This window comes from Empedobacter sp. R750, from assembly GCF_030324345.1.
Lineage (GTDB): Bacteria > Bacteroidota > Bacteroidia > Flavobacteriales > Weeksellaceae > Empedobacter > Empedobacter falsenii_C.
The window spans coordinates 57,111-75,079 of the sequence record NZ_JACAGF010000013.1 but is presented as its reverse complement, the minus strand read 5'-3'; the positions used below and the strand labels follow the sequence as shown (position 1 = coordinate 75,079).

The following is a 17,969-nucleotide window of genomic DNA, read 5'->3' as shown; positions in this document are numbered from 1 at the left end:
TAAATAGGAATGGCAAAAAAGAAAAAAATATTACCAGAGAAAAAAACTTTTACAGGTTTGTTGAGAGGTGAGTTTTTAATTAAAACTGGCTCAGAACAAAACTGGAAGTTTATGTTGTATCTGGTAGGTTTGGCTTTTTTGAGTATTTCGAGTTCGCATTTAGTTGATCGAAAAGTGGTTCGAATCGCTGAATTGCAAGATAAAGTAGAAGATTTAAAATCTCAATATACAGATAAGCATCGCGATTTGATGCGTATGCAATTAGAAACGGAAATTTTGGAGCGTACAGCAGTGTATGGTTTGAAAATTCCAGATAAACAACCTTATTATATAGTAGACAAAGTTTATGACGAAGTCAGCGAAAAATAAAAACAATATTGTCATCAAAGGATGGGTATTTGCCGGCGCGCTTGCGATTTGGGCCATCTTTATTATTGTTTTTATGTTTCGAATTAATATTGTAGAAGGGGTTGAATTAGAGCGTTTTGCTGAAAAGAATAACTTTAGATTAGATACCGTTACGGCGGAACGTGGTAATTTATATGCTTCTAATGGCGCATTAATGGCTACAACTGTTACAAAACACAATGTTTATGTGGATTTGACGGTGATCAAAGATGAATTATTCAAAACAGAAATGCACAATCTTGCCGATTCTTTAGGTAAGATGTTTACAAAATCTCCCTCTTATTTTTACGACAAATTTTCTACAGAACGTAAAAAGAAAAATCGTTACATGATGTTGGTGAAAGATTTGGATTATGAGCAATATCAACGCATCAAAAAATTTCCAATCTTCAACAAAGGTCAAAACAAAGGTGGATTTATTCATGAAACTGAATCAAAACGAGAATTAATTGTTCAAGATATTGGTATTCGTACAATTGGTTACGATGATCAACGCGGAAAAGTAGGATTAGAAGGAGCTTATTCTGACTTATTAAGCGGTATTGAAGGTCGTCGTTGGGAGCAATTTATGGGACGTGGAAAATGGAAACCAATGAAAAGTTGGGAGCAAGAGCCTCAAGCAGGTTCATCTGTTTACACAACAATAGATGCCGATTTACAAATGGTTGCTTATGATGCTTTGTACAAACAACTTTCTGAATTTGAAGCGCAACACGGAAGTGTTGTTGTGATGGAAGTTCAGACAGGGAAAGTTCGTGCAATTGTGAATTTATCTCGCAAAAAAGATGGAACATATATCGACGATTATAACTATGCGGTTGGTGAAGCTGCAGAGCCAGGATCTACTTTCAAAACGGTTTCGTTGCTAGCTGCAATGGATGATGGTTTTATCAATAAAAATTCGACAGTAGAAACGGGAGGTGGAAGTTATAAATTCTATGGTCGTACGATTACAGATACACACGGTTATGGAACATTGACTGTAGATGGCGTGATGAAAAAATCGTCTAACATTGGTACAGCTAAAATTATAAATAAATATTACGGAGAAAACCCGAAAGCTTTCTTCAAAAAAATGGATAAATGGCATATGACTTCGCCTCTTGGAGTAGATATTCTTGGAGAAGGAAGTCCAATTATGCACCGTCCAGATAGTAAATCTTGGAGTAATATTACGTTGCCTGTAATGGGTTATGGATATGGTTTACAGTTAACTCCAATTCAAATTGTGACTTTCTACAATGCCGTGGCAAATAATGGTAAAATGTTGAAGCCATTATTTATGGATAAAATCACGCGTAAAGGTGAACCTGATAAAGTTTTCGAACCTGTTGTTTTAGTAGATCAACTAACGTCTTTGGAAAATGTAAAGCAAATGCAAGAAATGCTTCGTGGTGCAGTAGAACAAGGAACGGGACGTATTATTAGTAATAGTAATTATGATATTGCTGGTAAAACTGGTACAGCTCGTGTTGATTATTGGAAGCGAGATGGTAAAGGAATGCAATATCGTGCTTCATTTGCAGGATATTTTCCAGCAGAAAAACCAAAGTATTCTTGTATCGTAGTTGTGCACAAACCAAATACAGCCAAAGGGTTTTATGGAGGTAGTGTAACTGCTCCGGTTTTTAAGAAAATTGCCGATTGGGTATATTCAAAAACTCCCATACCTTTGCCACGCGATTTAGTAAAAAAGAACGCAGTGAGAGAGTTTAAAAAAGGAGATGATATTAATGTTAGTAATTCTAAAAATATAGTACCAAATGTGACTGGTCATACAGGATCTAAAGCAATTCCGGTATTAGAAAATTTAGGATTAGATGTACAATATTCAGGGTTTGGAAAAGTAACAAATCAATCCATTCCTGCGGGAACAAGATTTAAGAAGGGTGAGACAATTTATTTAATGTTGGAAGGATGAGAAATTTAGTTGATTTATTATATAAAGTTTCCATCTCAGAAACGATTGGTTCAACAAAAGTTGAAGTCAATAATATTCAATTTGATTCAAGAAAAGTATCAAACGATGATGTTTTTGTCGCTGTAAATGGAGTTACAGTTGACGGTCATCAGTATATAGAAAAAGCGATTGGTTTAGGTGCTAAAGCAATTGTTTGCGAAGTTTTGCCAGAAAATTTAGTTGATGGAGTAACGTATGTGAAAGTTGAGAATTCAACGATTGCATTAGGTATTTTAGCTTCTAACTTTTATGGAAATCCAACAAAAGATTTAAAACTTGTTGGAGTTACAGGTACGAATGGAAAAACAACAACGACAACTTTGTTGTACGAATTGTTTACAAAATTAGGTTATGCTTGTGCATTAATTTCGACGATTAAAATTGTGATTGATGGTGAAGTGATTCCGTCTACGCATACAACGCCAGATATTTTGACATTGAACAAAATGTTTCGCGAAGCGGTAGATAGAGGTTGCGAATTTGCTTTTATGGAAGTTTCTTCGCACGGAATTCATCAAAATAGAATTGCTGGTTTGCATTTCGAAGTGGCTGGATTTACGAATATCACACATGATCATTTAGATTATCACAAAACGTTTGCAAATTATCTTGCAGCAAAAAAGAAATTCTTCGACGATTTACCAAAAACGTCTACAGCGATTTCGAATGCAGATGATAAAAACGGAAAAGTAATGCTTCAGAATACAGTTGCTACGAAAAAATTGTACGCACTAAAAACTGATGCAGATTTTAAAGGAAAAATTATTGAACACCAATTTGATGGAATGCAATTAGAATTCAATGGAAAAGAATTCTGGACATCATTAATTGGTCAATTCAATGCATATAATTTATTATTAGTTTTTGGTGTGGCGTCAATTTTAGGACAAGATGAATTAGAAGTTCTAAAAGCATTGAGTACACTTGGAAATGTTGATGGTCGTTTTCAAACATTCAAAACAGAATCAGGAATTATCGTAATCGTAGATTATGCACATACGCCTGATGCGTTAGAAAATGTATTGGATACAATCGAAGGAATTCGTACCAAAAATGAAAAACTAATAACAGTTGTAGGTTGTGGTGGAGATCGTGATAAAACAAAACGTCCAGAAATGGCGGATATCGCGAGCGAAAAATCTAATCTTGCCATTTTTACATCAGATAATCCAAGAACCGAAGATGCAGAAGAAATTCTTCGCGAGATGGAAGTTGGTGTAAAAGCGCAATTTTATAATCGCACCTTGAAGATTACAGATCGAAAAGAAGCTATAAAAACAGCACTTAAAATGGCCGAACCAAAAGATATTATTTTGATTGCGGGAAAAGGTCACGAGACGTATCAAGAAATTAACGGAGTAAGAACACATTTTTCTGATGTAGAAGTTGCATCAGAATTGAGTAAAATATTGAACAAATAAAGAATGTTATACTATTTATTTGATTATTTAGAAGGTATCCATTTTCCAGGAGCGCGTATGTTTCAATACACGTCTTTCCGCGCGGGAATGGCAATTTTATTGGCAATGTTCATCAGTTTGTTTTACGGAAAACGAATCATCAGTTATTTACGTAAAGAACAAATGGGCGAAATTGTTCGTGATTTAGGTTTAAAAGGACAAATCGAAAAAGCAGGAACGCCAACAATGGGTGGTTTAATTATCATTTTGGCAACATTAATTCCTACTTTACTTTTTGCGAGATTAGATAATATTTACATTATCATTTTGTTGGTTTCAACAATTTGGTTAGGTGTGATTGGTTTTTTAGACGATTACATCAAAGTTTTTAGAAAAAACAAAGAAGGTTTACAAGGTAAATTTAAAATTTTAGGACAAGTTGGTCTTGGAGTTGTAGTTGGATTAATGCTTTATTTCAGTCCAACAGTTACCGTAAAACATCAAGAAAATAGAGTAAAAACGCCTGTAGGAACAGAACAAACAGAATACAGCCGACAAATAAAATTTGGTCCTGAAGAAAAAACGTTGGAAACAACAATGCCTTTCGTGAAAGGAAATGAATTTAACTATTCTGATATTTTATTTTGGATGGATGCGCAAGATCGACCAACATGGGCGGTTGCAGCGATTTTTATTTTTGCGGTAATTTTTATCATTACAGCAGTTTCGAATGGAGCAAATTTAACAGATGGAATCGACGGTTTAGCAGCAGGTAGTTCGGCTGTAATTATGGCGGCAATCTCGATGTTTGTTTTCGTTTCTGGAAACTTAATGTTTGCCGATTATCTGAACATTATGTTTATTCCGCGTTCAGAAGAAGTCTTGATTTTCTGTGGAGCTTTCCTTGGAGGTTTGATCGGATTTATTTGGTACAATACTTATCCGGCTCAAGTGTTCATGGGTGATACAGGAAGTTTAACAATCGGAGGAATTATTGCTGTTTTAGCAATTATCGTTCGTAAAGAATTGTTACTACCAATTTTGTGCGGAATATTTTTCGCAGAAAGTTTATCAGTAATGTTACAAGTGTCTTATTTCAAGTACACGAAAAAGAAATTTGGTGAAGGTCGTAGAATCTTTTTGATGTCTCCTCTACATCACCATTTTCAGAAGTTAGGTTATCACGAAAGTAAAATCGTGGTGCGTGCAATTATCATCGGAATCATTTTAGCGGTAATTAGTATTATTACCTTAAAGATTAGATAAAAAATGAAAAGATTAGTCGTTTTAGGAGGAGGAGAAAGTGGCGTAGGAACAGCTATTCTTGCGAAGAAAGAAAATTTTGATGTTTTTCTTTCGGACATGGGACAAATAAAAGACAAGTATAAACAACTTTTGGAGGAGCACGGAATTGCTTATGAAGAAGGTCAGCACACAGAAGAATTAATTCTGAATGCCGATGAAGTAATGAAAAGTCCAGGTATTCCAAAAAAAGCAGCGCTAATTCAGAAATTAGAAGAAAAAGGAATTTCAATTATTTCTGAAATTGAATTTGCGTCTCGTTATACAGATGCAAAAATTATTGCGATTACAGGATCTAATGGAAAAACAACAACAACAAGTTTGATGTTCCATATCCTAAAGCAAGCTGGATTAAATGTAGGATTAGGTGGTAACATCGGAAAAAGTTTTGCAAAATCTGTCGCAGAAGACAACTTCGATTATTATGTATTAGAAGTAAGTAGTTTTCAGTTAGATGATATCAAAACAGATTTCAAACCGTATGTTGCGATTTTGCTGAACATTACACCAGATCATTTAGACCAATACAATTATCAGTTTGATTTGTATGCAAAGGCTAAATTCAGAATTACTGAAAACCAAGATGAAAACGATTATTTTATCTACAATTTGGATGATCCAAAAACAATGGAGATGATTGATCAGATTGATATTCGTGCTCATCGCAAACCGTTCACAATGATGGATGCAACAAATGAAGCATACGCAAACAATGAATTGTTCCGTGTGAACGATTCGAATGGTGATTTTACAATGTTAGTGAATGATTTAGGATTAATTGGAAAACACAATGTTTCTAACTCATTGGCTGCGGCTGTAGCTGCAAAAATTATTGATATCAATAATGAGGATTTAAAAAAGAGTTTATCAGATTTCAAATCTGTTGAACATCGTTTAGAGCCTGTTTTGACAATTGGAGGAATTGATTTTATCAACGATTCTAAAGCAACAAATGTGAATGCAACATATTTTGCTTTGGAAAGTATGACAAAGCCAGTTGTTTGGATTGTTGGAGGAACTGATAAAGGAAACGATTACAACGAAGTTTTACCTTTCGTGAAAAAGAAAGTGAAAGCAATTGTTTGTTTGGGTGTTGATAACGCAAAAATTGTTGATTTTTTCAGTCCATATATCGATACAATTGTTGAGACAAATACAATGAAAGATTGTGTAGAGCAATCATATAAATTAGCAACAAAAGGAGAAACGGTTCTTCTGTCACCAGCTTGTGCAAGTTTCGATTTGTTCAATGGTTATGAAGATCGTGGAGATCAATTTAAAGAAAACGTACGCAAATTATAATAACACAACCAACCAATGTCTAACATCGTACAAAAATATTTTAAAGGCGATAAACCGCTTTGGGCTTTCATTTTATTGTTAGCACTATTTTCGTTTTTACCTGTTTATTCAGCAAGTTCTAACTTGGTGTATACGGTAGGATCGGGTACTATTTTTGGGCATTTAGGTAAACACGCAGTGATTTTATTAATTGGTTTATTTATCATTTATGGATTACAACGTATTGATTATCGTTGGTTTGGTTTGTTTGCTTTAACAGCTGTTGTTATACTTTCTGGAGTTTTGGCAATAACGCTCGTACAAGGACAAACCATTGGAGGTGCAAATGCTGCACGTTGGTTAACGATTCCGGGAACTGGAATTGGTATTCAACCCTCGATGATTGCTTCGCAAGCGTTGTTGATTTATATAGCTCGTTATTTGACAAAAAATAGAGACAAAGAATATACGTGGAAAAACACAGCAGTTCCATTATTCTTACCAATTATTGTAATTGTAGGATTAATCTTTCCTTCTAATGGTTCAACAGCGTTGATGTTAGCTGGAATGTGTGGAATATTGTTGATTATTGGTGGATTTCCATTCAAATATTTATTTACAATTGCTGCGGTAGGTTTTATTCTTGGTGGCGGATTTGTGTGGATGGCTTTATCTCGACCAGATTTAGTAACAAATTCTCGTGTGCACACATGGATGTCACGTATCGAGAAATTTAATGATGATTCTGGATTAGAAAGTTATCAAGTTTTACACGCAAAAGCTGCAATTGCAAGAGGATTGAATGAAATGGCTGGACCAGGAAAAAGTGTTTTCAAACAAACTTTACCTCAGTCATCATCCGATTTTATCTTCGCGATTATTGTAGAAGAATATGGTGCAATTGGTGCAATTCTATTAATTGGAATTTTCCTTCTGATTTTAATACGGATTTGTATCATCGCATCAAAGATTCATACCGTTTTTGGTACGCTACTTGTGTTTGCAGTGGGCTTACCAATTATTATACAAGCAATGGTAAACATGGCGGTAGCGGTTAATTTAATTCCAGTAACGGGGCAACCATTACCAATGATTAGTTACGGAGGAACATCCATTTGGATGACATGTATTTCGTTCGGAATAATTTTGAGTGTAAGTACTCAGATTAAATCGCAAGAAGAATTAGAACAAGATAGAAAAGTATTAAGTGAAGAATACATCGAAGACATCGCCTAAAGTTTTAATAAGCGGCGGAGGAACAGGTGGACATATTTATCCAGCCATTGCAATTGCAGACGAAATTAAAAGACGTTTGCCAGATGCACAAATTTTGTTCGTTGGAGCAGAAGGAAGAATGGAAATGGAAAAAGTGCCAAAAGTTGGATATGACATAAAAGGTTTGCCAATTTCTGGATTTGATAGAAGTAACATGAAAGCGAATTTAAAGTTCCCTTTTAAATTGATAAAAAGCTTAAGTCTTGCAAAAAAAATCTACAAAGATTTTCAGCCAGATTTAGCTGTTGGTACAGGAGGTTATGCAAGTGGACCAATGTTGTGGGTAGCAGGAAGCAAAAATGTTCCGATTTTATTACAAGAACAAAATTCGTTTCCGGGAGTTACCAACAAAATTTTGAAAAATAAAGCGAGTGCAATTTGTACAGCTTACGAAGGAATTTCACAGTTTCCACAAGAAAAAGTGCATTATACAGGAAATCCTATTCGTGCCGAAATTTTTCAAAATTTACCATCAAAGGCAGAAGCAATTTCAGCTTTTGGATTAGATCCAGAAAAACCAACTATTTTATCTGTTGGAGGTTCGCAAGGATCAAGAGCAATGAACAACGCTTGGTTAGAAAACCTTGACGAATTTGTTGCAAGTGGCGTTCAATTGATTTGGCAAACAGGAAAGTTAGATTATCAAAAAATCAAAAATTTGGTTGGCGATAAATATCCAACGATTCATGTAACCGAATTTATTTATAACATGAAAGATGCGTATGCAGCTTCGGATATGATTGTTTCTCGTGCAGGAGCAATGGCAATTTCGGAATTGTGTATTGTTGGAAAAGCAACTATTTTGCTTCCATTGCCAACAGCAGCAGAAGATCATCAAACCAAAAATGCACAAGCATTGGTTGAGAAGGATGCAGCGATTATGGTGAAAGATGCAGATGCAAAACAAATTTTAGTCAAAGAAGTAATTGCTTTGGCGAACAATGAAGAATTAAAAAATAAATTATCTCAAAACATTAAGCAATTAGGGAAACCGAATGCGACAAAAGAGATTGTAGATATATTATTGAATTTATTATAATGAATATTTTAGATAAAACATATTATTATTTCATCGGTGCAGGAGGAATCGGAATGAGTGCTTTGGAACGTTTCTTCAAGTCAATCGGAAAAGAAGTTGCTGGTTATGATAAAACACAAACCGAGTTAACAACTGAATTGATTGCTGAAGGAATTGATATTCATTTCGAAGATAACATCGAGTTAATTCCAGCAGGAATTAATCCAGAAAATACGTTGGTAATTTATACGCCAGCGGTACCAAAAGATCATTCAGAACTAAATTATTTTTTAGTGAATGATTTTAAAGTAATGAAGCGTTCTGAAGTGTTAGGTGAAATTACCAAACATACATACAATATTGGTGTTGCGGGAACGCACGGAAAAACAACGACTTCGTCTATTTTAGGACATATTCTAAAAGTTGCTAATGTAGAATGTACAGCTTTTTTAGGTGGTATTGCAGAAAATTACGATTCGAATATCATCTTAAATGGTTCTAAATATACAGTTGCAGAAGCTGATGAGTTTGACCGTTCTTTCTTACGTCTTTCTCCAAAATTAGCGATTATCACAAGTGATGATGCTGATCATTTGGATATTTATGGAGAACGTGATGAAGTGAAAAAATCGTTTCAAGAATTTGCAGCAATTGTCGAAGAAAAATTATTTGTTCACAAAGGCTTGCCTTTCGATGGAGCTTTTACATATGGAGTGGATTTGGATGCAGATTACGATGCGCACAATGTAAGAATTATTGACGGACATTATGTGTTTGATGTAAGAACACCAAATGGATCTTTGACAGATGTCGGAATTTTATTACCAGGACATCACAATATGGAAAATGCGGTTGCGGCTTTGGCTGTTGCTGATTATATGGGTGTTCCGCATGATAAAATTAAAGAAGCTTTATCAACTTTTATTGGAGTTAAAAGACGTTTTAATCGTTTCGAAGCAAATGGAAAAATTTACATCGACGATTATGCGCATCATCCAACAGAATTGAATGCGGCAATTCGTTCAGTTCGTGAACTTTATCCAGGTAAAAAAGTGTTGGGAGTATTTCAGCCTCACTTATTTACACGTACAAGAGATTTCGCAGAAGAATTTGGACAAAGTTTATCGCAGTTAGATAGTTTGATTTTATTAGACATTTATCCTGCCAGAGAGTTACCAATCGAAGGAATTACTTCAAATTGGTTGCTAGAAAAGGTGAATTTAAATGAAAAAATAGTATCTTCATTAGAAGATAGTTTAGCAAACATCAAAAAACAAGATTTTGATGTATTATTGACTGTGGGAGCAGGAAATATTGATACAATTGTTAAACCAATAAAAGAGTGGTTAAGTGAAGCGTAAATTGAAAATCATAAAAGTGATTTTTGGAGTTGCCTTGCTAATCGGTTTGATTAGTTTTACGGTAATTAAGAATGCTTCGCGTACAGTGAATAAAATTGACGTGGCGTTTGTTCAGCCAGTTGATAATTATTTTATTAATGATGAATCGATAAGAGAAATTATAAACAAAGATGGAAAAGACATTCTGAAACAATCTCTACGAGATGTGAATGTTAAGGAAATCGAACAAAAAGTAAGTGAGAGTCCTTTTGTGGATTCTGTACAAGTAAGTAAAGATATCAACGGACATTTACGACTTGACATAAAAGCAAACTCAGCAGTTGCAAGAATAAAGACGCTGAAAAATGAATTTTATTTGACAACAAAAGGCGGAAAAATGCCTTTATCTAAATTAAATTCAGCGGATGTAATTTTAGTTTCTGGTGATGTAAAACCGAATGAATATGAGGATTTGAGTAAATTTGTTCAAGCTTTGAAAGCTGACGATTTATTAAAAAATCACATCATAGCCATTCAAAAAGTGGGACAACGTTCTTTTAATTTAATTGTAAACACAGGAAACTATTATATAGAATTAGGAACTTTAAACAACTTTGAACAGAAGTTACATAATCTAAAATTATTCTATAATCAATACATTGATTTTATAGGAACTGAAGATTATGAAAAATTGAGCTTGAAATTTGTAAACCAAGTTGTAGCAACCAAACGAATAAAAAATGGAGAACAATAGTAAGATTGCAGTTGGCTTAGACATAGGGACTACAAAGATTGTAGCGCTTGTCGGACGAAAAAATGAAAACGGAAAAATCGAAATTCTTGGACACGGACAAGCAAAAAGCTTAGGTGTACACAGAGGTGTTGTGAATAATATTACACAAACCATTAACTCGATAAAAGAAGCAATTGATAAGGCTGAAAGATCATCTGGTGTCAAAATTACTGATGTTACTGTTGGTATTGCCGGACAACATATTCGTAGTTTACAACATAGCGATTACATTACTCGTACCAATTCAGAAGACGTGATTGATGATAATGATTTAAAGTTATTAACAAATCAAGTATATAAATTGGTCATGTTACCTGGAGAAGAAATTATCCATGTTCTTCCTCAAGAATTTAAGGTTGATAACGAAGGTGAAATCCGCGAACCAATCGGAATGTACGGAAGTCGTTTAGAAGCTAATTTCCATGTGGTTGTAGGACAAGTTTCATCTATCCGAAATATTGCACGTTGTGTAAAAGCTGCTGGTTTACGTTTGGCAAGTATTACTTTAGAACCAATTGCATCGTCTAGTGCTGCGCTTAGTGAAGAAGAAAAAGAAGCTGGTGTTGCATTGATCGATATAGGTGGTGGAACAACAGATATTGCAATTTTCAAGGATAATATTATTCGTCACACATCTGTTATTCCGTTTGGAGGAAATGTGATTACAGAAGACATCAAAGTTGGATGTTCTATTATTGGAAAGCAAGCCGAAGCTTTAAAAGAAAAATTTGGTTCTGCTTGGCCAGGAGAAAATAAAGAAACAGAAATTGTATCGATTCCTGGTTTAAAAGGACGTGAAGCAAAAGAAATATCATTAAAAAGATTGTCTCAAATTATCCACGCACGTGTGCAGGAAATTTTGGAACAAGTATATTTGGAATTGAAAAACTACGGTTGCGAAGATCAAAACAAAAAATTGATTGCAGGAATCGTTTTAACAGGTGGTGGATCTAAATTGAAACACATTCGTCAACTTACAGAATATGTAACAGGAATGGATGTAAGAATTGGATACTCTAACGAACATATTGTTGGTGCAAAAGCTGAGGAAATTAGCGGACCAGAATATGCAACATCTGTTGGATTATTAATGAAAGGTTTAGAAGAATTAGCGGCGAATTATCAGCACGAAATTTATGAAAAACCAGTTATTAATAATTTAAATAACCAAGAAGAATTAGAAATTGGAATTCAACCAACGCAACAAAAAAAGACTGTAAAAGCTGAAATTGTTGTTGAGGAAGAAATTATCCAAAAACCAAAAAGAGAAGAAATAGTGGACGAATTCTTGGATCAAGAAATTGGAGAAAAGAAAGAAGCTAAATCTAAACCAGAAAAGAAAAATTTCTTTTCGAAATGGACGGATAAATTTATCCAAATGATCAACGAAACTGAATAATAAGAATAAACTAGAATAAATTACGAACCAATTTAATAAGAAGAATATGAGTGATATGTTAACAGGAGATATTGTGTTCAACTTACCAAAGAGCCGATCTCAAGCTATCAAAGTAATCGGAGTAGGTGGTGGAGGTAGTAATGCCGTAAACTACATGTTTGAACAAGGAATTGCAGGTGTAGAATTTGTAATTTGTAATACGGACTCTCAAGCATTAGCAAATAGTCCAGTACCAACAAGAATTCAATTAGGACAAGCAATAACAGAAGGTTTAGGAGCTGGAGCAAATCCTGAGGTAGGAGAGCAATCTGCTATTGAAAGTATGGATGATGTAAAAGCTGTTTTAGACGAAGGAACTAAAATGGTCTTTATTACTGCCGGAATGGGTGGTGGTACAGGAACCGGAGCAGCGCCAGTAATTGCTGGTATTGCAAAAGAAATGGATATCTTAACAGTAGGGATTGTTACAGCGCCATTCTTTTTCGAAGGAAGAATGAGGTTGGAACAAGCCGAAAAAGGTATCGAAAAATTAAGACAAAACGTAGATTCATTGATTGTTATTAACAATGATAAATTGCGTGAATTATATGGAAACTTAGGTTTCAAAAATGGTTTCTCAAAAGCTGATGAGGTTTTAACAACAGCGGCTAAAGGGATTGCAGAAGTTATTACACAACACTATGCAATGAACATCGATTTACGTGATGCGCGTACAGTACTTAAAAATTCTGGTACAGCAATTATGGGATCTGCACAAGGTTCTGGTGAAAACAAAGCGAAAGATGCAATTTCTTCTGCTTTAGATTCTCCATTGTTAAACAACAACAAAATTACAGGTGCGCGTAATGTATTGTTATTGATTTTATCTGGTAATAACGAAATTACAATGGACGAAATCGGTATTATCAATGATTACATTCAACAAGAAGCTGGTAATAGTGCAAATATTATCATGGGTATTGGTGAAGACTTAGATTTAGGAGATTCTATCTCTGTAACTGTTGTAGCAACTGGTTTTCCTACAGAAGATCAAGCTTATACAGGAAAAGAGGAACAAAAAATTGTACACACATTAGAGGAAGAACAACCAATAAATAAAACATTATCAGTTGAACAACCTTTTGTGAATCGTGTAAAACCAATGACGTTAGATTTTGGTCGTTCTAATGCTTCTCAACAAGCACCACAAACGCCTCAACAAAATCAAACGCCAGAGGCTCCGCAAAATAATTATCGTCAAGCAGATATTAACCAAAGTTTTCAACAACAAACTTATCACAATACGCCAGAAGAATCTTTCGAAGAAAATAATTCTCCAAAGCGTTATGTTTTAGATGATATTGAAGATGAGCCAGTACAAGAAAGACGTTCTTACGATGATTTCGAACCACGTTTGAAATCTGATTTTAATCGTCCACAAGAACCAACGAATAATGTAAATAATAATCAATCATATAATTCATATTCTAATCCTGTAGCTTCAGAACAGTCAAATTATCCTCAAAATAATTATGCTGGATACCAAGCTCCAAAGAACGAAGGATATGGAAATGTAGAACCAATTCAGTCTAATGTAGCTCAATCAACTGCACCACAAGCAGAAGAAGTGCAAGTTGCTGTAGACTCATTTAATCAGCCAATTGAGCAATCAAATGATCCTGAATTGAATAGTATGATTGAAGAGAGAAGAAATCGTTTGAAACAATTTAATTTTAAATTCAACAATACGATGACGAATTCTCAAGTAGACGAATACGAAGCAATTCCTGCTTACAAACGTCAAGGATTGAATTTATCTGATCGTAATGATAATCAATCTTCTGATTTTTCTGTCGGAACGAATCGTAACAACGAAACACAAATTCGTCCAAACAATTTTCTACACGATAACGTAGATTAACAAACGATCACTCGTAAAAAATATTCTTATTATAGAAAAGGTTCATTGCTTTTGCGATGAGCCTTTTTTTGTCTTAAATTTGTAGTCTAAAAGCAAAACAAATGAATTTAGAAACTCAAATAATGGCACAGTTAAAAGAAGCGATGAAAGCTAAAAATACTGTTGCTTTAGAAGCTTTAAGAGCTGTAAAATCTGAATTATTATTAGCAAAAACATCTGGTGCTAACGGAGAATTATCAGAAGATCAAGAAATTGCTTTATTACAAAAATTAGTAAAACAACGTAAAGAAGCTGCTGAACAATTCGAAGCAAACGACCGTGCAGAATTAGCTGAAAAAGAATTGGCGCAAGCAGAAGTTATTCAACAATTTTTACCTGCTCAATTATCAGACGAAGAATTAACAGCTGCAATTACAGAAATTGTTGCAGAGGTTGGCGCTACTTCTCCAAAAGATATGGGAAAAGTAATGGGAGCTGCTTCATCTAAATTAGCTGGTAAAGCGGAAGGAAAATTAATTTCAGCTAAAGTAAAAGACATTTTAGCTAGTTTATAATTGATTTTTAGATCTTTAAAAATTAAGAAAAGGTAAAGTTTTGTAAACTTTACCTTTTTTATTTCTTTATTTGATAAATTTCTTCAAATTATACAAAATGATTATTTATTGATTATCAATAACATATCCGATTTAAACAAATAATTGCCAAAAAAATTGGGATTATAAGTTTATTTTAACATTAAATTAACAAATCGCTGTAGGCATCTAAATTCGCAAAGCACAAGAGATTTTAGAATTAAAAATCAATTGATTAGAATAATTCTAAATAAGAAGCTGTTTATACCCTTAAATTTGCAAAGTAAATCAGAAATATCTAAAGGATGACGAAAAGCATTACAGCGTTTATAGCAATGTTAATGATTTTTCCAATAGCAAATGCTGATGGTAAAATTTTTAAGGATTCTGGTAATAATGACACAATTATTATGCCAGCTTCTGAGAAAAGATTTAGTAAAGATATTGATAATGATACCATCAAAAAAGATACATTATCAGTTGAAGATGAAAAGTTGGTTGGAGAACTTATCGAGAATAGCGCTCGAAAAATCTCGACAGGAGTTGTTTCTTGGTATGGAGACAAATTCCACGGACGCAAGACAGCTAGTGGTGAAACGTACGACAAACACGAACTAACGGCTGCCCATAAGTCTTTACCATTTGGTACGAAAGTAAAAGTTACGAATATCAGAAATGGTAAATCTGTGGTTGTAGAAATCAACGACAGAGGTCCATACGCTAAATCTAGAGTTTTAGACTTAAGTCAAGCTGCATTCAGCGAAATTGGTCACACCAACACAGGAGTGATGCAAGTTGAATACGAAATTATCAAAAGCGAAGACAAGAAAGACTAAGATGTTCAGAAAAAATTAAAAGGTTTGAGAATTTATTCTTAAACCTTTTTTTATGCTTTTAAGTTTTGTGTAAAAATTAAATCCTGATAAATGAATGATATTTTGTAAAATCAGATAAAAATTTTATATTGATTTAGGATTTATAAATAATTAAAACCAAACAACCTATGGTAAAAATAATCATTTTAATAGTTGCAATAATTGTACTATTTGCATTTATGCTTTTTAGCATTTATAAGGTTTTCATCAAGAAACAAAAAGGCTATAAAAGCTCTATTTTTATTAGTTTATTTTTGTGTATTGCTTTAAGTATTTTTACTATTTATCTTACTGTAACAAAAACTTATAATAAAATTGTGAACGAAGGAGATGATTTTATTGTTAATGTGTCTTCAAAAACAGGAGATCTTACTGGTCGTTCTGCAACTTCTTTTGGAAAATCAACTTATGATGGTGTTGAAAAAACTTTAAAAAATGAAGCTTTTATTTTAGATCCATTAAAAAATAAAGGAGTTGAGATGGGGAAAATATTAAATACAAATCCAAATACTTTAGAAATTTATCTAATTTTCAATAAAGATTTTAACGGCGATATTTTAGTTAAAATAAAAGATATGAATAATCAAGAAATTGGGCGTTCTAAACTTAATTTGAATAAAAAAGAAGGTGAGGCTGGCTATATACAATTTAATTTTAGTGAATTAACAACGATAGAAACTCAATCTAAAATATATATTGAGTAATTATAAAAGTTATTATTTACTTAAAACAAAAAAATCCTGATAAATGAATATCAGGATTTATAATTATATGATGTAAGAAAATCTTAATCTAAAATTTTAAGCACTTTAGTTGTACGTGCTCTTGATGCTTCAACTAATTCAGCTTGTGCTAAATCTTCACCGTAAGAAGGAATCATTTCTTTGATCGCTTCGTTCCAGTTGTTTTTCATCAAGTCTGGGAAACATTGTTTCATCAAGTTCAACATTGCGCTAACAGATGTAGATGCTCCTGGAGATGCTCCTAATAAAGCAGACATTGTTCCATCTTGAGATGTAACGATTTCTGTACCAAATTTCAAAACTCCTTTTCCGTCTTGTTTTTCGATTACTTGTACACGTTGTCCAGCAGTTTGTTCGAACCAATCGTCTAATTTCGCTTCTGGGAAATATTCTTGTAATTCTTCTACTTTTTTCGCTTTAGACAACATCACTTGTTCTACCAAGTATTTTGTTAAATCGATATTGTTTAAACCACAATTCATCAAAAATCCTACGTTTCCTAAGTTTACAGATTTGAATAAATCACAATTAGATCCGTATTTTAAGAATTTTGTTGAGAATGTTGCAAATGGTCCAAATAATAAAGATTGTTTTCCATCAATAACACGTGTATCTAAGTGAGGAACAGACATTGGTGGTGCACCAATTTTTGCTTTTCCATATACTTTTGCATGATGTTTTTTGATGACTTCTTCGTTTTGACAAATTAACCATTGTCCACCAACTGGAAAACCACCAAATTTTTTCGATTCTGGAATTCCAGATTTTTGCAACAATAAAATTGCTCCTCCACCTGCACCAATAAATACGAAATCAGCATTAAGTGCTTTGTTATTTCCAGATTTTAAATCTTTTACTTTAACTGCCCATTTTCCGTTGCTAAGACGAGTTAAGTCTTTTACTTCGTGTTCAGTTTCTAACGTAATTTCTTTTTTGTCTTGTAAACCTTTGAAAATTTGACGCGTTAATTCACCAAAATTCACATCAGTTCCCAAGTTCATATGCGTTGCCGCGACTTTTTCATTACCTTTTCTACCATCAACAATTAATGGAGCCCATTCTTTGATTTTAGAAACATCATCAGAATATTCCATATCCTTAAATAAAGGATGTTGAGATAATTTTTCGTAACGTTTTTTCAAGAAATTTACATCGTCATCGCCCCAAACAAAAGACATGTGTGGAGTAGGACGTAAGAATTTTTCGGGAGAAGAAACGTAATTATTTTCGACTAAGTAAGACCAAAACTCTTTAGAAGTTTCAAATTGTTTTGCAATATTAATTGCTTTATCAATATTAACCACTCCATTTTTGTCCATTGGCGTATAATTCAATTCGCAAAAAGCAGAGTGACCAGTACCTGCATTATTGAAAGCATCAGAACTTTCAAATCCAATCTTATCTAATTTTTCGAAAACAGAAATCTTAATAGCCGGATTTATTTTTTTAAGAAGTATGCTTAAAGTAGCACTCATGATACCAGCACCAACTAACACTACCTCTTGAGGTTGTTTTTCCATTTCTCAAAAATATATTTACGTTGCAAAGGTATTAATAAATAGCCTTTTTTGCGAAATAATACGCAGAAAAAACAATGATTTTTTACATAAATTATTGTTTTGAGATAATTTGAATAGATTTTATTTTATAGAAAATTATTCAAACTCTGTTTTTCCGATACTTTCGATGTTGTCTGCTTGTGA

The 17,969-nt window shown here is 33.5% G+C and carries 15 protein-coding genes; 14 read left to right on the top strand and 1 reads right to left on the bottom strand.

Annotation, left to right across the window (positions count from 1 at the left end):
• Positions 1-9: 9 nt before the first annotated feature.
• The 14 genes from HXZ74_RS13225 to HXZ74_RS13160 all read left to right on the top strand — a co-directional run bounded on the left by HXZ74_RS13225 (position 10) and on the right by HXZ74_RS13160 (position 16,227).
• Positions 10-369 carry an FtsL-like putative cell division protein gene (locus HXZ74_RS13225; protein ID WP_052217625.1) on the top strand — a complete coding sequence of 120 codons (360 nt, stop codon included), beginning with the start codon at positions 10-12 and terminating at the stop codon, positions 367-369.
• Entirely contained in the window at positions 347-2,329 is a 1,983-nt protein-coding gene (locus tag HXZ74_RS13220) for a PASTA domain-containing penicillin-binding protein (protein WP_286475782.1), read from the top strand. The genes HXZ74_RS13225 and HXZ74_RS13220 overlap by 23 nt, the downstream gene beginning before the upstream one ends.
• Positions 2,326-3,789 (top strand): UDP-N-acetylmuramoyl-L-alanyl-D-glutamate--2,6-diaminopimelate ligase, encoded by a 1,464-nt coding sequence (locus tag HXZ74_RS13215; RefSeq protein WP_280045230.1) that lies wholly within the window; start codon positions 2,326-2,328, stop codon positions 3,787-3,789. Before HXZ74_RS13220 ends, HXZ74_RS13215 begins: the two co-directional genes overlap by 4 nt.
• A gap of 3 nt (positions 3,790-3,792) precedes the next feature.
• A complete protein-coding gene (gene mraY, locus HXZ74_RS13210; protein ID WP_125349644.1) occupies positions 3,793-5,034 on the top strand; it encodes a phospho-N-acetylmuramoyl-pentapeptide-transferase in 1,242 nt (413 codons plus the stop codon).
• 3 nt (positions 5,035-5,037) lie between these two features.
• The gene (gene murD, locus HXZ74_RS13205) at positions 5,038-6,372 is read left to right on the top strand and encodes a UDP-N-acetylmuramoyl-L-alanine--D-glutamate ligase (protein WP_115001742.1); all 1,335 of its coding nucleotides are present in this window, start codon (positions 5,038-5,040) and stop codon (positions 6,370-6,372) included.
• Positions 6,373-6,387: 15 nt separating this feature from the next.
• Positions 6,388-7,587, top strand: a complete 1,200-nt coding sequence (locus HXZ74_RS13200; RefSeq protein WP_038332831.1) for an FtsW/RodA/SpoVE family cell cycle protein — start codon at positions 6,388-6,390, stop codon at positions 7,585-7,587.
• Positions 7,559-8,665: an undecaprenyldiphospho-muramoylpentapeptide beta-N-acetylglucosaminyltransferase gene (gene murG / locus HXZ74_RS13195; protein ID WP_038332836.1), complete on the top strand. Its 1,107-nt coding sequence runs from the start codon at positions 7,559-7,561 to the stop codon at positions 8,663-8,665. The genes HXZ74_RS13200 and murG overlap by 29 nt, the downstream gene beginning before the upstream one ends.
• Positions 8,665-10,005, top strand: coding sequence for a UDP-N-acetylmuramate--L-alanine ligase (gene murC / locus HXZ74_RS13190; RefSeq protein ID WP_286475780.1), 1,341 nt, complete (start codon positions 8,665-8,667; stop codon positions 10,003-10,005). Before murG ends, murC begins: the two co-directional genes overlap by 1 nt.
• Before the next feature lies 1 nt (position 10,006).
• A complete protein-coding gene (locus HXZ74_RS13185; RefSeq protein ID WP_280035426.1) occupies positions 10,007-10,738 on the top strand; it encodes a cell division protein FtsQ/DivIB in 732 nt (243 codons plus the stop codon).
• Complete coding sequence (gene ftsA, locus HXZ74_RS13180; RefSeq protein WP_286475779.1) at positions 10,725-12,176, top strand: cell division protein FtsA; 1,452 nt, start codon at positions 10,725-10,727, stop codon at positions 12,174-12,176. The genes HXZ74_RS13185 and ftsA overlap by 14 nt, the downstream gene beginning before the upstream one ends.
• Before the next feature lie 55 nt (positions 12,177-12,231).
• Positions 12,232-14,076 carry a cell division protein FtsZ gene (gene ftsZ, locus HXZ74_RS13175; RefSeq protein ID WP_286475794.1) on the top strand — a complete coding sequence of 615 codons (1,845 nt, stop codon included), beginning with the start codon at positions 12,232-12,234 and terminating at the stop codon, positions 14,074-14,076.
• A gap of 101 nt (positions 14,077-14,177) precedes the next feature.
• Positions 14,178-14,630 (top strand): GatB/YqeY domain-containing protein, encoded by a 453-nt coding sequence (locus HXZ74_RS13170; protein WP_038332853.1) that lies wholly within the window; start codon positions 14,178-14,180, stop codon positions 14,628-14,630.
• A 323-nt stretch (positions 14,631-14,953) separates the two neighbouring features.
• The gene (locus HXZ74_RS13165; protein ID WP_115001729.1) at positions 14,954-15,484 is read left to right on the top strand and encodes a septal ring lytic transglycosylase RlpA family protein; all 531 of its coding nucleotides are present in this window, start codon (positions 14,954-14,956) and stop codon (positions 15,482-15,484) included.
• A 167-nt stretch (positions 15,485-15,651) separates the two neighbouring features.
• Positions 15,652-16,227 carry a hypothetical protein gene (locus HXZ74_RS13160; protein WP_280062427.1) on the top strand — a complete coding sequence of 192 codons (576 nt, stop codon included), beginning with the start codon at positions 15,652-15,654 and terminating at the stop codon, positions 16,225-16,227.
• Positions 16,228-16,310: 83 nt separating this feature from the next.
• Here the strand turns inward: HXZ74_RS13160 and mqo are convergent, their stop codons facing one another.
• Complete coding sequence (gene mqo / locus HXZ74_RS13155; protein ID WP_115001727.1) at positions 16,311-17,786, bottom strand: malate dehydrogenase (quinone); 1,476 nt, start codon at positions 17,784-17,786, stop codon at positions 16,311-16,313.
• Between the last annotated feature and the right edge of the window lie 183 nt (positions 17,787-17,969).

Excerpts from the sequence above, each read along its gene's own strand:
- mqo (WP_115001727.1), bottom strand. The coding sequence starts at position 17,786 with ATGGAAAAACAACCTCAAGAGGTAGTGTTAGTTGGTGCTGGTATCATG.
- ftsZ (WP_286475794.1), top strand. The coding sequence starts at position 12,232 with ATGTTAACAGGAGATATTGTGTTCAACTTACCAAAGAGCCGATCTCAA.
- HXZ74_RS13160 (WP_280062427.1), top strand. The coding sequence starts at position 15,652 with ATGGTAAAAATAATCATTTTAATAGTTGCAATAATTGTACTATTTGCA.
- murD (WP_115001742.1), top strand. The coding sequence starts at position 5,038 with ATGAAAAGATTAGTCGTTTTAGGAGGAGGAGAAAGTGGCGTAGGAACA.
- HXZ74_RS13165 (WP_115001729.1), top strand. The coding sequence starts at position 14,954 with ATGACGAAAAGCATTACAGCGTTTATAGCAATGTTAATGATTTTTCCA.
- murC (WP_286475780.1), top strand. The coding sequence starts at position 8,665 with ATGAATATTTTAGATAAAACATATTATTATTTCATCGGTGCAGGAGGA.
- HXZ74_RS13200 (WP_038332831.1), top strand. The coding sequence starts at position 6,388 with ATGTCTAACATCGTACAAAAATATTTTAAAGGCGATAAACCGCTTTGG.
- mraY (WP_125349644.1), top strand. The coding sequence starts at position 3,793 with ATGTTATACTATTTATTTGATTATTTAGAAGGTATCCATTTTCCAGGA.
- HXZ74_RS13170 (WP_038332853.1), top strand. The coding sequence starts at position 14,178 with ATGAATTTAGAAACTCAAATAATGGCACAGTTAAAAGAAGCGATGAAA.
- HXZ74_RS13220 (WP_286475782.1), top strand. The coding sequence starts at position 347 with ATGACGAAGTCAGCGAAAAATAAAAACAATATTGTCATCAAAGGATGG.
- HXZ74_RS13215 (WP_280045230.1), top strand. The coding sequence starts at position 2,326 with ATGAGAAATTTAGTTGATTTATTATATAAAGTTTCCATCTCAGAAACG.
- ftsA (WP_286475779.1), top strand. The coding sequence starts at position 10,725 with ATGGAGAACAATAGTAAGATTGCAGTTGGCTTAGACATAGGGACTACA.
- HXZ74_RS13225 (WP_052217625.1), top strand. The coding sequence starts at position 10 with ATGGCAAAAAAGAAAAAAATATTACCAGAGAAAAAAACTTTTACAGGT.